Source organism: Streptomyces sp. NPDC007901 (assembly GCF_042959465.1).
In the GTDB taxonomy this organism is placed as follows: Bacteria; Actinomycetota; Actinomycetes; order Streptomycetales; family Streptomycetaceae; genus Streptomyces.
Genome location: NZ_JBIBKW010000012.1, coordinates 246,142 through 261,112, shown reverse-complemented (window position 1 = coordinate 261,112; position 14,971 = coordinate 246,142). Strand labels below are relative to the sequence as shown.

14 protein-coding genes and 1 pseudogene are annotated in these 14,971 nt (G+C 68.3%); 11 read left to right on the top strand and 4 right to left on the bottom strand.

Going from position 1 to position 14,971, the window contains the following annotated elements; translation table 11 throughout:
* Positions 1 to 57 precede the first annotated feature (57 nt).
* From ACFZDK_RS34405 to ACFZDK_RS34390, 4 genes are read left to right on the top strand one after another with little or no spacing between them, the layout of a single operon-like run.
* The gene (locus ACFZDK_RS34405; protein ID WP_390977946.1) at positions 58 to 1,023 is read left to right on the top strand and encodes a TniB family NTP-binding protein; all 966 of its coding nucleotides are present in this window, start codon (positions 58 to 60) and stop codon (positions 1,021 to 1,023) included.
* Positions 1,020 to 1,955, top strand: a complete 936-nt coding sequence (locus ACFZDK_RS34400; RefSeq protein ID WP_390977944.1) for a TniQ family protein — start codon at positions 1,020 to 1,022, stop codon at positions 1,953 to 1,955. The genes ACFZDK_RS34405 and ACFZDK_RS34400 overlap by 4 nt, the downstream gene beginning before the upstream one ends.
* On the top strand, positions 1,952 to 2,551 hold the full coding sequence (locus tag ACFZDK_RS34395; RefSeq protein ID WP_390977942.1) for a recombinase family protein: 600 nt from the start codon (positions 1,952 to 1,954) through the stop codon (positions 2,549 to 2,551). Before ACFZDK_RS34400 ends, ACFZDK_RS34395 begins: the two co-directional genes overlap by 4 nt.
* A 38-nt stretch (positions 2,552 to 2,589) precedes the next feature.
* Positions 2,590 to 3,150: a GNAT family N-acetyltransferase gene (locus tag ACFZDK_RS34390; protein ID WP_390977940.1), complete on the top strand. Its 561-nt coding sequence runs from the start codon at positions 2,590 to 2,592 to the stop codon at positions 3,148 to 3,150.
* 147 nt (positions 3,151 to 3,297) lie between these two features.
* Here ACFZDK_RS34390 and ACFZDK_RS34385 read toward each other — a convergent pair.
* Positions 3,298 to 3,789: pseudogene (locus ACFZDK_RS34385) on the bottom strand (NADPH-dependent F420 reductase); the annotation flags it as partial.
* A 177-nt stretch (positions 3,790 to 3,966) separates the two neighbouring features.
* Between ACFZDK_RS34385 and ACFZDK_RS34380 the strand changes: the two are divergent.
* The 6 genes from ACFZDK_RS34380 (at position 3,967) to ACFZDK_RS34355 (ending at position 9,746) form a co-directional block, all read left to right on the top strand.
* Positions 3,967 to 4,155, top strand: coding sequence for a TetR family transcriptional regulator (locus tag ACFZDK_RS34380; protein WP_390977938.1), 189 nt, complete (start codon positions 3,967 to 3,969; stop codon positions 4,153 to 4,155).
* 60 nt (positions 4,156 to 4,215) lie between these two features.
* On the top strand, positions 4,216 to 4,536 hold the full coding sequence (locus ACFZDK_RS34375) for a hypothetical protein (RefSeq protein WP_390977936.1): 321 nt from the start codon (positions 4,216 to 4,218) through the stop codon (positions 4,534 to 4,536).
* Positions 4,537 to 5,102: 566 nt separating this feature from the next.
* Entirely contained in the window at positions 5,103 to 7,589 is a 2,487-nt protein-coding gene (locus tag ACFZDK_RS34370; RefSeq protein WP_390977934.1) for a SpoIIE family protein phosphatase, read from the top strand.
* A gap of 139 nt (positions 7,590 to 7,728) precedes the next feature.
* The gene (locus tag ACFZDK_RS34365) at positions 7,729 to 8,154 is read left to right on the top strand and encodes a hypothetical protein (protein ID WP_390977932.1); all 426 of its coding nucleotides are present in this window, start codon (positions 7,729 to 7,731) and stop codon (positions 8,152 to 8,154) included.
* 54 nt (positions 8,155 to 8,208) lie between these two features.
* Positions 8,209 to 8,841 (top strand): TetR family transcriptional regulator, encoded by a 633-nt coding sequence (locus ACFZDK_RS34360; RefSeq protein ID WP_390977930.1) that lies wholly within the window; start codon positions 8,209 to 8,211, stop codon positions 8,839 to 8,841.
* A gap of 149 nt (positions 8,842 to 8,990) precedes the next feature.
* On the top strand, positions 8,991 to 9,746 hold the full coding sequence (locus tag ACFZDK_RS34355; protein WP_390977928.1) for a glucose 1-dehydrogenase: 756 nt from the start codon (positions 8,991 to 8,993) through the stop codon (positions 9,744 to 9,746).
* Positions 9,747 to 10,165: 419 nt separating this feature from the next.
* Here the strand turns inward: ACFZDK_RS34355 and ACFZDK_RS34350 are convergent, their stop codons facing one another.
* Positions 10,166 to 11,158, bottom strand: a complete 993-nt coding sequence (locus tag ACFZDK_RS34350; protein ID WP_390977926.1) for an aldo/keto reductase — start codon at positions 11,156 to 11,158, stop codon at positions 10,166 to 10,168.
* A 120-nt stretch (positions 11,159 to 11,278) separates the two neighbouring features.
* Here ACFZDK_RS34350 and ACFZDK_RS34345 point away from each other — a divergent pair, with 120 nt between their 5' ends.
* Entirely contained in the window at positions 11,279 to 11,911 is a 633-nt protein-coding gene (locus tag ACFZDK_RS34345) for a TetR family transcriptional regulator (protein WP_390977924.1), read from the top strand.
* 125 nt (positions 11,912 to 12,036) lie between these two features.
* On the opposite strand, the gene ACFZDK_RS34340 is transcribed toward ACFZDK_RS34345, so the two are convergent.
* Together ACFZDK_RS34340 and ACFZDK_RS34335 are read right to left on the bottom strand one after the other, a co-directional pair.
* Positions 12,037 to 13,503 carry a CoA transferase gene (locus ACFZDK_RS34340; protein WP_390977922.1) on the bottom strand — a complete coding sequence of 489 codons (1,467 nt, stop codon included), beginning with the start codon at positions 13,501 to 13,503 and terminating at the stop codon, positions 12,037 to 12,039.
* On the bottom strand, positions 13,500 to 14,951 hold the full coding sequence (locus ACFZDK_RS34335) for an aldehyde dehydrogenase family protein (protein ID WP_390977920.1): 1,452 nt from the start codon (positions 14,949 to 14,951) through the stop codon (positions 13,500 to 13,502). Before ACFZDK_RS34335 ends, ACFZDK_RS34340 begins: the two co-directional genes overlap by 4 nt.
* Positions 14,952 to 14,971: the final 20 nt, after the last annotated feature.

Genomic DNA, 14,971 nt, shown 5'->3' with positions numbered 1-14,971 from the left:
GGGATGTCGGATGAACGGCGCGTGCCGACCACGACATTGGAGGGGTGGCGCCGGTTCGTGAACGCCGACCCTCTCACCTTCGACCTGCTACCCGCGGACGAGTGGCAGGCCCTGGAGCCGTCGGCCCGGCACGAGTACGACGAGGCCCGGGTGAACTACCACTCCGAACTGATCGTCGTGGAGACGCCCACGATCCGCGAGGTCACCCATCAGGGCAGGCTGCTGACCCTGGTGAACCGGCGGGAGATCAGCGCCCGCCGCGGCCTGATCGTCTCCGGGCCCTGGGCGACGGGTAAGTCCACTGCGATCAAGCAGCTCGGCCGCATCCACGAACTGCGAGTACGCCAGCGTTTTCCCGATCACGACCGTATCCCAGTCGTCTACGTCTCCGCCCCGCCCAACGGCTCTCCGCGCAAGCTCGCCACCCGCTTCGCGCACTTCCTGGGCCTGCCGCTGAAGTCGCGGCACAACGAGATGGACATCGCCGACACCGTCTGCCAGATCCTGACCGACGCCCGTTGCGACCTGGTTTGCGTCGACGAGATCCACAACATCAACATGGCCACGTCCACCGGCAAGGACATGTCCGACCACCTGAAGTACTTCACCGAGCACGTCCCCGCAACATTCGTCTATGCGGGCATCAACGTCGAACGTGAGGGCCTGTTCAGCGGGGTGAGGGGCCGCCAGATCGCGGCCCGCTGCGTGATGCGCACGACCGGGAACTTCCCCGACACCGCCGACTGGAAGTCGATGATTGCCACGATGGAGCACGCGCTCCGGCTCCACCGCCACCCCAGCGGGACCCTCCCCGGGCAGGCGAAGTATCTCTACCAGCGCACCGGCGGCAGCATCAGCAGCCTGTCCCACCTGATCCGGGCGTCCGCCATCAGCGCGATCATCGACGGCAGCGAACGCATCACCCGCCGCCTGCTCGACTCCGTCCCGGTCGACCACAGCACCCAGTCCGACAACCCGGCCCCGACCGACGACGAGGACGACGGGATTGGGGACGCCGCGTGAGTACACCTTCGCTGCCCGGCCTGAGGCTGCGGCAGCTGCCCCGCACGATCGAACCGCTCCACCGTGAGACCTCCGGCTCCTATTTGGGCCGTCTCGCCGCCGCGAACCGTCTCTCCCGCCAGGAACTGTCCGCGCACGTCCAGGACCCCGACCGCGTCCACCCGGGCAAGCTCACCACCCTGCACGCTCTTCACTGTCTGTCCGGGCACGCCGTCGACCGGCTCCTGCGAGCCCTGCCCGACCTGCGGACCGAGGAACTCACCTCTCGCTTCACCGCCCAGCCCCTCAAGCCGCTGCCAGACAAAGGGTGGACGACCCAGCCCGTCTGCACCCGCTGCCTGGCCGGCCTGGGCATCACCACCCACGCCTCACACCACGTCCCGGTCACAACCAACCTTTGTCTGCGGCACGGCCGTTGGATTGGCCGCCACGGACAACAGCTCGACCTGCGCGCCGTCCCAGAGGTGATCCGCGCGCAGCGGCACCACTACAACCTCGTTCGCCGCCACGGCCAGCGGATCGTCACCTATGCGATGGCCGAAGCCGCCGACATCTGTTTCCGCTGGTGGGATAGCAACCGGTTCGACCGGCGCTGGCGCCGCCGCATGACCGCGCTCAGCGGCCCGAAATGGCACGCTTTCAAGGAAGACATCGAGCTCGTCGCCTGCACCTACCCGGACGTCGTCGCCCTCGCCGGTCTCTTGGCCTCGCCCTGCCTGAGGTTCTTGCCCTTCACAGGCCAGGACCGGGACCTGCGACGGTTCATCGGGGAAGTCCACGACCGGGCTGCCCCCGGCTACGGCTTCGACGCTATCGGCAAACGCGACCCGCTGATCCGCTGGATCGAGCAAGAACCCTACGACCGCAGTCTGCCGTTCTATCCCTGGCGTCCTCCGGGCTCTTCCGACCGTGAGCAGGTGAGCACCCGATGACGACCGCGTCTTCCCTGTTGCGGGCACCGTCGGCCCCGGCCGTCGTCGGCTACGTCCGCGCGGCCGCGGGACAGAGCCCGGTCCCGCAGATCAACGCACTCATGCGGGCCGGCGTCGCCGAGGAGTACATCTACATCGAGCGCACGAACGGCCATAAGACTGCCTGGCCCGAGCGGGACTCACTGCTGCCCCAACTCCGCTCCGGCGACACCATCACGATCACCCGGCTCGACCGGCTGTTCTACTCCGTCCAGAACCTCATCGTCGTCGGCACCGACCTGCGCGACCGCGGCATCCGGCTCCACGCCGTCGAGCAGGACATCGACAGCAGCACCCTCGAAGGACGCGACTTCTTCAGCGTGATGTCCGTCTTCGCCGGACTGCACCACGAATTCGTACGCGCCGCCACCAACGACGGCCTCGCAGCCGCCCGGGCCCGCGGCAAGACCGGCGGGCGACGGCCACTGCTCACTCCTGAACAGGCCGAGCAGGCACAACAGCTCTACGACTCCGGCGCCTCCATCCCGAAGATCGCCCAGACGTTCAAGACCGCACGTTCCACCATCTATCGCTACATCACGCCCAAATGTCACTGAGCTCTTGAGCTGGCCCGCGAGCTGCATAGGATCCCTGGATGGCAATCACCAGTCACCTCCTGCAAGGGCCGCGGGTGGTCATACGCCACGTCCGTCGCCAGGACTACGACGAGCTCGCAGCGCTGGCCCAGGAGAGCGCCGAGATGCTTCACCGCTGGCTGGGCGCCCGCGAGAACACAGTGGAAGCGTTCGAGAGCCACCTTGAGCGGTTCGAGCAGCCCACCCATGAGGGCTTCGTGATCTGCCTGCGCGACACCGGCACGATCGTGGGCGGCATCAACATCAACAACATCGTCAGGGGCACCCTCCAAAGCGGAACTCTGGGCTATACCTCCTACGCCTCTACGACCGGCCGTGGCTATATGACCGAAGGACTGAGGCTCGTGGTCCAGCTCGCCTTCGGCCCGCTGGAACTGCACCGGCTGGAGGCGAACATCCAACCGGACAACACCTCCTCGCTGAACCTCGTCAAACGTCTGGGCTTCCAGCGCGAGGGCTACTCGGCTGCCTTCCAGTACATCAACGGCGAGTGGAGGGACCACGAGCGATGGGCCATCACCGCCGAGACGACACGAACAGCGGCACAACTCACGAAATGACCTTTCCAGACACGATGAACTGAGACGCAGCCTCAAGCCCGAACCCGGCGGGCACGATGAACTGAGACACCGGCCCCGATCCGTCTCACCGCACAATGCGTCATGCCTGCTCAGAGCACTGACCGAGAGCTAGATCCAATGAGACGGGACATGTGACTTGGCGAGGGCGTCGTCGCCGGCGATGGGCAGGGCACTGCGGTCGTCGGCGCCGGCGCGCCGGGCGGAGGTGAACAGTCGCACGAAGTCGATGTTGTTGAAGGCCTTGAGCACGTTGGAGTTGGCCAGGTGCCTCTGCACCAGGGCACTGGAGGTCTGCTCGCCGGCATCCAGCTCCGCCTTCCGGTCGTCGCGCTCGGGATAGTAGTTCATCGTGTCGATGACGGTCTTGCCGACCAGGGTGGCGGCGGGGAGCTGCTGGTAGGAGTTCAGCGGGACCGTCGTCACGACCAGGTCACCGGCCTGTGCAGCCTCGGTGGCTGTGGCCGCGCGTGCGTGCTCACCGAGTTCGGCGACAAGGTCGGTGAGGGTCTCGGGGCCGCGAGAGTTGCTGAGTACGACATCGAGGCCGGCGACGACGGCGAGACGGGCCAGCGCGCTGCCGATGTGGCCGGCGCCGATGAGTCCGAGGTTCTTGGTCATGGGTCATGCCTCGATTCCATGGGTAGAAGTGGGAATCGCGATGCGAGATATCGGCTGCGGGGGCTCACGCTTCTGTCGTGGGCCACGGCTGACTGCTGATCCAGGCGGCGCCGTCGGGCAAGAGGACGGCGCCTGGCGAGGTCGGCGGGTTTCCCCTGGTGTGGATGCGCTGCAGACGTGCTGCAGTGCCATGGCGTGCAACTGCCGACGGTCCTGCTGCGGCCGGGGCTCGGCCATTTCCGCCGCGAGTGCTTCGAGAAGGTCACCGTCAACGACCTGGCCGCGGCCGCCGGAGTATCGCGCAGCACTTTCCTGCGCTACTTCGGCAGCAAGGAGGATGTCGTCCTCAGCGCCGTTGACGCCTAGGACGAGCAGATCGCCGATGCTGTACGGGCCCGGCCCGCCGACGAAGACGACTGGACGGCATTGCGGCGCGCACTGGACACCGTCATCAGGCCCCACCGCCAGGACACGGACGGCGCACTCGCAATGTCCCAGCTGATCATGCAGACGCCCGCGCTGTGTGCCCGCAGCCAGGAGAAGCAGAACGGCTGGCGCCCCGCCATGGCACAGGCGCTCGCCGAACGCGACGACCCGGCGCGGCCTCCCACCCTGGGCCCTCTGGTGCGCGCCGCCGCCGCGGTGGATTGTCTGAACATCGCGGTCAACCACTGGACCGCCTCCGACGGCCGCTGCGACCTCGACGATCTGCTCGACGAAGCCTTCGCCGCACTCGCGCCGCGCTGAACAAGACGGATCGGATCGGAGTATCCGAGTCGCACGCACGGACGGCGCTCCACTCGATGTCGTGGGGCGCGCCGCCGGTTGGTCGATCAGCCGGCGGATGACAGCGGGCCGGATCGATGTCGACAAAAACCCTCCGCGCCAGGGCGACGCACGCTCCTCATGGCGTGCTTCCAGGGGGAGCCACCGCCGGGACCAGTGTCCAGGTCAGCGGCTGTTCCCGTGGCAGTCGAGCGGGGCGGCACCTGAGGTATCCGGGCGGGGCCTCCCACTCCTGCCGGGTGCGCAGGATGCTCGACTCAGGCAGAAGTCCGAACTCGGGGAGGCTGTGCAGTGGGCGGGAACGGACCTGCACTGCCTCCGCCGCGCCCGCGCGCGGCGTACCCGGCGGTCGATGCGGGCGGCCGTCGACGGGCCTTCCGGACCCACGACCGACGCGCGTGCGGGCCGCGGCAGCGGGCGCCGCAGCAACCGCCCCGCAGTTCGGAGGTAAGACCCTGGCACGCCACATCCCGGCGGGCACCGACCCGCCTGCACCGACAGCGCACGGGCCATAGCCGGAGCCCGCCTTGTCGGCAGACGCGTTCGGGGCCATCGTAGGCTATGACACTTACGGCAAAACGGTCAGGATGATCATCATGGGTGTCACATTCGATCGGCTCGTTCCTGGACCGCCTGGCGCCGACAAAAACACGTCCGCCGTCGTCGTCATGACGGACCCGAGCGGCCGCGTGACCTGTTGCAGCCCCGCGGCGCAGCGACTGCTTGGATACGCCCCTGCGGAAGTCATCGGCAGGCCCGTGGCCGAGTTGCTCTCCGAGGACGGCACGCGATTTCGTGACCGGGAGGGACGGGGGCTCAGTGCGGAGGCGCGTCTGGGTTTGCTGCAGGACGGTGAGCGGGAGGTCGGTTTTGCACTCATAGCCGTGGCCACCGAGCGAACCGGCGTGGTGACGGAGAATGCTGATGCCCGCGAGGAAGAAGCGCTCATGCGGCGGGAGTTCGACCAGTACCCCACCGCTCTGGTGATCTACGATCGGGATGGTCGGCTGCTGCGGATCAACGAGAAGATGGCGGAAGTGATCGGCCGTCCCGAGGACGAAGTCCGCGGCCTGCACCTGACCGAATTCCTGCAAGGGCCGACCTTCGAGGAAGCCGAGCGGCGGGTCCTACGGGTGGCAAAGACCGGTGAGCCGGACTACATGGAGCACGAGGTCAGTACACCGCCCGGAAGCAAGGCGCACCCTTGGGTCGCCCAATTCTTCCCGCTCAAGGATGCGGCCGGCGACGTGAGTGCGGTGAGCCTGGCGGTGTACGACTACACCCAGCAGCATTACTCACGGCAACGGCTACAACTGCTGAGCGAGGCCAGAACCCGCATCGGCACCACCCTTGACGTGGCCGGGACGGCCCGGGAACTGGCCGAGGTCGCCGTTCCCCGCTTCGCCGACTTCGTCACCGTCGACCTGTTCGACGCCGTTTTCCAGGGTGAGCAGCCCGGTCCTGTTCTCGCCGGCCGTGGTGCGGCGCTGCGCCGGGCCGCGAACCGGTCTGTTTACGAGTGGGCGGGGGAAGCCGCACTTTCCGTCGGCCAGAGCCAGGTCCACCTATCGTCTTCTCCTGTCACCCGCTCCGTCATCACTGGCCGTGCGGAACTGCATGGCATCACCGACCCGGAGATCGTCGGTTGGCTCGCCGATGATCCGGTACGCGCGGACCTGTGCCGCAGGTATGGGGCGCATTCGCTGATCACAGTGCCGATCCGCGCCCGGGGCACGACCCTGGGTACGGTCCTGTTCCTGCGCCACGCCGCATGTCCGGAGCCCTTCAGCCTCGAGGATCTGGCGTTCGCGGAGGACCTGGTCGCCAGGGTCGCGCTCCACGTGGACAACGCCCGCCGGTACACGCGCGAACGTGGCATCGCGCTGGCGCTTCAGCGCGCCCTGCTGCCCCCGAGCCCGATCCCCCATGCCGCGGTGGAGATGGCCGCCCGCTACCTGCCGGCGGGCGGCGATGCCGAGGTGGGCGGCGACTGGTTCGACGTGATTCAGTTGCCCGGCGCACGGATCGGCCTCGCAGTCGGCGATGTCGTCGGGCACGGCATCAACGCCGCCGCCACCATGGGGCGCCTGCGCACCGCCGTGCGGACCCTGGCGGACGTCGACCTGCCTCCGGACGAGCTCCTCACCCACCTCGACGACATCGTGACCCACGCCGCGTATGAGCGTGAGGCGCAGAGCTCCGAGAGCGCCGGCGACATGGGCGAGTCTTCCGGGGACGTCGGAGCGAGCTGCCTGTACGCGATCTACGATCCAGTCTCCCGCACCTTCTCCATAAGTCGGGCAGGCCATCCCGCCCCGATCCTGGTCCATCCGGACGGCACCCCACACGTCCTCGACCTGCCTGCCGGCCCGCCGCTCGGCCTGGGCAGCCTTCCCTTCGAGGCAACCGACATCACGGTGCCCGAAGGCAGCCTGCTGACAGTGTTCACCGACGGGCTCCTCGAGACGCGCGAGCACGACATCGATGAACGGCTCGATACGCTCTGCCGCGTCCTGGCCCGTCGCGTTCCCACGCTGGAAGCTCTTTGCGACACGGTCCTGGAGACACTGCGGACCGAGTCCCAGGCCGACGACATAGCACTGCTCATCGCTCGCACCCGGGCCCTCCACCAGGACCATGTCGCCGCCTGGGAGATCCCCGGTGATCCGGCTGCCGTGGCCGAGGCTCGCAAGCATGCCTCCGACTGCCTCACGGCATGGGGGCTACAGGAGTCCGCCTTCGTGACCGAGCTGGTGGTCAGCGAACTGGTCACCAACGCCATCCGTCACGCCACCGACCCGATACGGCTCCGGCTGATCAAAGACCAGTCGCTGATCTGCGAAGTCTCCGACGGCAGCAGTACGAGCCCGCATCTGCGCCGGGCACGCCTGTCCGACGAGGGCGGCCGGGGTCTTTTCCTTGTCGCCGAGTGCACCGAACGCTGGGGCACTCGCTACACCCACGACGGCAAGATCATCTGGGCCGAGCAGCGCCTCGTGCCCTCCCCCGTATGAACGGGATTAAGTGCACAGACGTGAGCTGTTGCACCAGCCCACGTACCGGCACGCCAGATATGAGCGAGGCATGTGCGCCTCGCCTGCCTGACGAGTGGAGGCAGTCCTGCCACCAGGGCGACACCATGGCAATGGCCTGTTGCGGGTCGAGGCGCATGTCCATGGCCGGCCGCATTGGTCCCGCCAGGTAGGTGACCGCATCACCCAGCGTCATCACACCATCGGCCCCGACGATGCTGCGGCCGTTGCCGCAGCGGGCGGTTGGTCGGAGAGCTGGCTCGCGGTGGCCTTCTCCGACGAGACGATCGGCACCAGGACTTCTGGCCGCACTCTGCGCGAGTTGGCCGACCGCCCCGAGCCAACCGAGGCCGCGATCGTGGTCTCGGGCGGGGTCGACGCCTCCCGTACCGAAGTGGCCGCCGGCTGGTTCTCCCGCACCAATCCGGACCGGCCACCGGCCACCGGCCACCGGCCAGAGCGTGCCACCGCAGCTGTGCGTCGCTATCGGCATCCCGCCGCCGTCCAGCACCGCATCGGCATGGATGCCTCGAGTCCGCACAGCTAAGCCATGAAACTGAGTGTCATACTGGCAACCAACAGGCGAGGCTGGGAGTGAGAGATGACTGCGCGGGTGGGCGTGCCAGGCGTACGCACGAAGACCCGGGACATCGCGCGCGCCGCCGTACGGGCCGAACTGGCCCAGATGGCATTCGACCTGTTCCTGCGCGAAGGGTTCGAGAAGGTCACTCTCGATGACCTGGCCACTGCGGCCGGGGTCTCCCGCAGCACCTTCCTGCGGTACTTCGGCAGCAAGGAAGAAGCGGTCCTCAGCGTCCTCGAGGCTCATGGCGAACAGGTCGCCGACGCCGTTCGCGCCCGCCCGGCCGAGGAAGACGACTGGACGGCGCTGCGTAGAGGGCTGGACGCCGCCATCGAGCACTACCGTCAGGACCCGAACCAGGCCCTGACGACGACCCGGCTCATCCTCGGCACCCCCGCCCTGTGCGCCCGCCAGCTGGAGAAGCAGCGCGGATGGCTGCCCGCTCTCGCGAATGCCCTTGCCGAGCGCACCGATTCACCGCAGCTCGTGACGCTCGACATCTCGGTGAAGGCAGCTGCGGCGCTGGCCTGTCTCAACATCGCGCTCGACTACTGGACCGCCTCCGACGGCGACCTCGACCTCGTCGATCTGCTGGACCAGGCCTTCGCCGCACTCAGCCCACGACAAGGTGACAGAACCCAGGCCAACTAGGCCGCAGAAAAACCGACCCACAGCAGCGCCAGTTCGCCTGGACGCTGCTTTTTTCATACCCGACTCTCATTTTCATAGTCGACTAATCATTGCTACTGTGACACTCAGTTCCACAATTGACCGCCGGTTTCCCAATAGCTTGGAGTCCGATGTCCACCCCGTTGAACGGCAAGACCGCACTCGTCACCGGATCCACCAGCGGTATCGGCCGCGCCATCGCCGACGCACTGGCCGAGCGCGGCGCCCATGTCATCGTCTCCGGCCGCAACGCCGAGCGCGGCGAACAAGCCGTCGCCGGAATACGCGAAGCCGGCGGAAAGGCCGACTTCATAGCGGCCGACCTGGCGTCCGCGGACAGCGCCCGGGCCCTGGCCGAGCAGGCCCGAGCGGTCACCGGCCAGATCGACATCCTTGTCAACAACGCGGGCGTCTTCCCCGAGGGCTTCACCGTCGACACGGCGGAGGACGTCTTCGACACGGTCTACAACACCAACGTCAAGGCGCCGTTCTTCCTGGTCGCCGCGCTCGTTCCGGCCATGATCGAGCGGGGCTCCGGCGCGGTCGTGAACATCAGCTCCTTCGCCGCCGACAAAGCGGCACCGGACAGGGCTGCCTACTCCTCCAGCAAGGCCGCGCTGAACAACCTCACCAAGGCATGGGCCAAGCAGTACGCCCCGTCAGGCGTGCGGGTGAACTCTGTCGCTCCCGGCCCCGTACTGCCCGAAGAGGTACAGGCCGCAATCGCCGGTGACCCCCGTGCCTCCGCCGTCCTGGACGCCCTTCCCGCACGTCGGTTCGGTCTCCCCCGCGAGATCGGCGAGGCCGTCGCCTACCTCGCCTCCGATGACGCCGCCTTCGTTCACGGCGCGTTCCTGAGTGTGGACGGAGGCGCGGGCCTGGCCTGACCGGCGTCAGGCGATGTGCACAGTCCAACCCGTCATCGAGGACGCGCCAGGATGCCCGAGCGACAGGGAGCGAACTCATCACCGCGCCGGGCACACCACCGATGACGATCGAGCCAGGGTGGCCGTGACCGAGGTCGACCCCGGTCACCGTCCGTCAGGCCCTCCCGTGGCAGCGGAGGCATTGGAAGCCTCCGGCGATCACGGTGCGCGGCGAGAAGCGTGGCAGGCCGGGCGGTCGACGCCGGTGGCCAAGTCGGCCAGGTCCTCGCCGATGAACTTGGCGGACCAACCGCCTCCATGAGGTGACCGAGCCGGCCGGGGCGGCCCACCTCGGCAGCCAGTGCGGCGGCCCGGAAGTCGCTGGTCGCGTATCCGATAGGGCGGGTACTGGGCCAGCGACAAGTGCGAATGCTGGAGCGTCAGTCGGTCGACATGGCGGCCAGCATGGCGGCCGGATAGCGGCTGCCCGCGGAACCCTGGGGCAGGATCGTCATGATGTGCTCGAGGTCGGCGTCGGTGAGTTCGACGTCGACGGCGCCGGCGTTCTCCTCCAGGCGCGTGGCGTTGCGGGTGCCGGGAATCGGAACCACGTCGTCACCCTGGGCGAGCAACCAGGCCAGTGCGAGCTGGGCGGTGGTGATGCCCTTGGCGGCGGCGAGCTTCTTCAGCTGCTCGGTGGCGCGCAGGTTGTACGTGTAGTTCTCGCCCTGCCAGCGCTCGTCCCAGCTGCGCATGTCGTCCGCCGGGTACTCGGCGGCGGGCTTGACCACGCCGGTGAGAAAACCGCGGCCCAGCGGGGAGTACGGGACCAGGCCGATACCCAGCTCCCGGAGTACCGGCAGGGTCTTTTCCTCCACCTCACGTTCGAAGAGGGAGTACTCGAACTGCAGAGCCGTGACCGGGGTGACGGCATGGGCGCGGCGGATGTACTGCGGGCCGACGTTGCTCAGGCCGAAGTACTTCACCTTGCCCTCCGCGATCAGTTCGCCGACGACACCTGCGACCTCCTCGACCGGCACCTCGGGGTCGGAGACGTGCTGGTAGAAGAGGTCGATGTAGTCGGTCTGCAGGTAGCGCAGGCTGTTCTCGGCGACCTTGCGGATGTTCTCCGGCCGACTGTTGAAGCCTGCACCGATCTGCTGCGCGATCATGTCGTAACCGAACTTGGTGGCCAGGACCACCTCGTCACGGAAGTCCTTCACAGCCTTGCCGAGCAGGATCTCATTGCTGCCCGTGCCGACGCCGTACAGCTCGGCGGTGTCGAAGAAGTCGATCCCGAGTTCGTGCGCACGACGGACGGTGGCGATGCTCTCCTCCTCGTTCGAGGAGCCGTAGGCGAGGGTCATCCCCATGGTGCCGAGTCCGAGCGCGGAGACACTCAGGCCTTGGGAGCCCAGGTTGCGGTGGTGCATGAGATTTCTCCATCCGTAGCTGCCAGCCAGGTCATCGTCAAACCAGACTGTTTGGTTTGAGTGTAGGCGTCAATCGCCCGCAATGCCAAACCAAACAGTTCGGCCGCTTATCCTGGTCGTATGCCTCGCCCCGCCACCACCGACCCGACCGCCGAGCCTCCTGCCCCGGAAGGCGCCGACTCGACCCGTGAACGCATCGTCGCCGCCGCCACGGACGAGTTCGCCCGCCATGGAATCGCCGGTGCCCGGGTGGACCGCATCGCCAAGCAGGCCAGGACCAGCAAGGAACGTGTCTACGCGTACTTCCGCGGCAAGGAGGCGCTGTACGGCCACGTTGCGGCCAAGGAGCTGACCGAGCTCGCGGAGGCCACCAGGATGGATCCGGCCGACCTGCCCGGCTACGCAGGCTGTCTCTTCGACCACTTCACGGCCCGCCCCGATCACCACCGCCTGATCACCTGGGGACGCCTCGAACTGGCCGACTCGGCTGTCGCCGACACCGGCACCGACCCCACAAGGGCGGCCATCGCCCGCAAGCTCGACCAGCTCCGGCAGGCACAGCAGGCCGGACAGCTCGACCCCGCCTGGGACCCGGTCGATGTCCTCGCCCTGGTCAACCAGATCGCCACTACGTGGGCGGCTCAGACCGAGATCGGCGCCGCCGCCGAACAGGCCGCGGACCCGTCCATCGCCGCTCGCCGTGCCGCAGTGGTTGCCGCGGTCGAACGCCTCTTCCCACGCGTGAAGCGGTGACAACCCGGCTGACCGTTTTTCGGGGATCGGCTACTCGACGCTGTGCACTCACCGCCACGACGCCCGGGGACGGCAGTGCCCTGACCGCGGCACTTGTTCTACGGCCGGGGCCAGTCCGGTCGCCGTCAGCCCGAGGCGGACCACATCGGGGCAGAGGAACCTGCCGCCTCGAAGGGCCGCTCCCAGAACAGCGGGGTCTCCTCGATCGCGACGGGAAACCGGAGCCGCTTCACCGGACGGCCGTCACCGCTGACGAAGGTGCGGCCCTCGTATGGTCCGTCGAGGGGCAGGCGGATCTCCGGTTCCTCGGCGACGTGGCCCGCGCTGATCAGCATCGCGGCGGTCCGGGCGAGCGAGAGACGGGAGACCGAGCCTTCGCCTGTTCTCACTCGGTGCGTCAGCCCCCGGATCGCGGCGGCGGCGATCTGGTATCCGGTCGCGAAGTCGAGTGCCTCGACGGGCAGGTGCCGGGGTCGGTCGGCGCCGACGAGCCTGCCGAGCGCGTTGATCGGGGTCCTGTTCGCCGGGTCGGCGAGGGCCCAGGCCGTCGTCGCGTCGGCGAGGCCGCTGCTGAACTGGACGAGGGTGTCGAAGCCTCTGCGGTTCTTCCACGGACCCGTCCAGCCGTATGCGTTGAGCGCCACTTCCACCAGGCCGGGTCGTGCGGCGGCTCGGACCTCCGGGGCGACGAGGCTGTCCAGGCCCCCGGGGCGGTATCCGTGGACGAGTACGTCCGCCTGGGACAGCAGCTTGAGGAACCGGTCGCGGCCGTCCTCGGTCCGCAGATCGAGGAACGCCCACCGCTTGCCCAGCATGATGTCGCTGCCCCGCCCGAAGACGCTGCTCTCGTCGGAGCCGGGTCGGTCGAGGCGCAGCACCTCGGCACCGGCGGCCGCCAGGAACCGGGTGGCCATCGGTCCTGAGATGACGCGGGTCAGGTCGAGCACGCGGATGCCGGCCAGCGGACGTCCTGGTGTGGGCTTCCAGGTGTCGCCGACCGCTTCACCGGTATCGGTGTGCACGATGGGTTCTGTGGCGACGGCCCGGCCCTGAGCGTGTCGTCGCCATTCCTCGACCGAGCGGCTGACCGCGACAGCGGCGCCCGCGTCCACCAAGAGCCGTTCGACGTCCTCCGCGGGATGCTTGCGGGTCTCGGACTCGAACTCGCCCCGGTCCTCTCTCGTTCCGAGTGCGCGCGCGATGCGGGAACGCAGCGTCGGAAACGTCGCCTGCATGCGAAGCCATCGGTCGTCGGCCGTCTGGAACTCACACATCCAGGTGTGGGAGACGTGCTGCCGCGCCGAGGCGTCGAGGGGCTGAGAAGGGCCGACCGGCAGATCGAACCATCCGCTGGCAAGAATCCGGTCCACCCGTACCCGCGGTCCCTCGCCGCCGACCGTGGCGAGGAGGTCGCTGAGGGCCAGCCCTGCTGCGGCGAACGACGCCGCGGCCAGGTCGGTCACCGCGAACGGCGACCGCAATGCCCCGTGTCCTTCGAACCGCACTCGGTCCAGTGCTTCCTTCTCCCCTCCCAGGGAGTCCCAGATCTCGGAGAGGAAACCCCGCGCGACGGGGTGAGCGGAGTCGGTCATGGCGCCGTCCTTCCCGTGGCCGCCGGTGCAGGGAGCTGCAGTGCCTTCGGCTGGAGGAACTCCTCCAGCCCGTGGACGCCCAGTTCACGGCCGTTGCCGGACTGCTTGTACCCGCCGAATGGGGCGAGCAGGTTCAACCGTGCGCCGTTGATGTGGACCATGCCGGTGTCCAGGCGGCGGGCGAAGGCGACGGCACGTTCCTCGCTGGCCGAGAACACCGCGCCGGACAGGCCGTACAGGGAGTTGTTCGCGATCCGCAGGGCGTCCTCCTCGTCCCCGTATGCCATGACGACGATGACCGGGCCGAAGATCTCCTCCTGGGCGATGGTCATGTCCTCGGTGACATCGGCGAAGACCGTGGGGCGCACGTAGTAGCCGGTGAGCAGGCCGGCCGGGGGCTCGACACCGCCGGTCACCAACCGGGCACCCTGGCCGACGCCGTCGACGATGTACGCGCGCACCCGGTCCCGATGGGCGGCCGAGGCGACCGGGCCGACCTGGGTCCGCTCGTCGGCGGGATCACCCACCACCGTGCTCTCGGCCGCCTCTTTGGCCAGTTCCACCGCACGCCCGTAGGAATCCCGGTGCACGAGCATCCGGGTCCACGCCGTGCAGGTCTGGCCCGAGTTGCTCAGGACGTTGGCCACTCCGTCGCGCACCGCGGAGTCCAGGTCGGCGTCGGGGAGGATGATGTTGGCGGACTTGCCGCCGAGTTCGAGTGCGACCTTCTTGACGGTGGCCGCCGCGAGTTCGCCGATGCGCTTTCCGGCTCGGGTCGATCCGGTGAAGGAAACCATGTCGACGTCCGGATGGACGACCAGCGCCTCACCGGCGACGGACCCGATGCCCGGCACGAGGTTGAAGACACCGGCGGGGAGTTCGATGGCATCGACGATCTCGGCGAGGAGATAGGCGTTGAGCGGGGTCACCTCGGACGGCTTCAGCACGACGGTGCATCCCGCGGCCAGGGCGGCCGCCACCTTGGCGACGACCTGGTGCAGCGGGTAGTTCCACGGGGTGATGGCGGCGACCACGCCGACCGGCTCCTTGACGACGAGCGAGGTGGCGATGCGCTCCTCGAAGTCGTACGTCTCCAGCAGCCGTGCATACGACTCGGCGACCGCGATCGGCAGCCCTGCCTGAACCCTCGCCGAGAGCTGCCGCGGCGCGCCCATCTCCGCGGTGACGGTCGCGGCGATCTCGTCGGCGCGCTCCACCAGGCCCTGATGGAGCCGGTCCAGGAAGGCCTTGCGTTCGGCGGGGGTGGTGCGGGACCAGCCGGGCAGCGCCGCGCGGGCGGCGGCGACGGCCGCGTCGACGTCCTTCGCGGAGGCGGCCGGCACGGTGGCGATGACCTGCTCGGTGGCCGGGTTGACCACCTCGGTCCTCTCGTCGCCGGAGGCCTGACACCAGGCGCCGTCGATGTAGAAGCTCTTGTGTTCGAGCACGATGTCCGGAACTCCCTCTT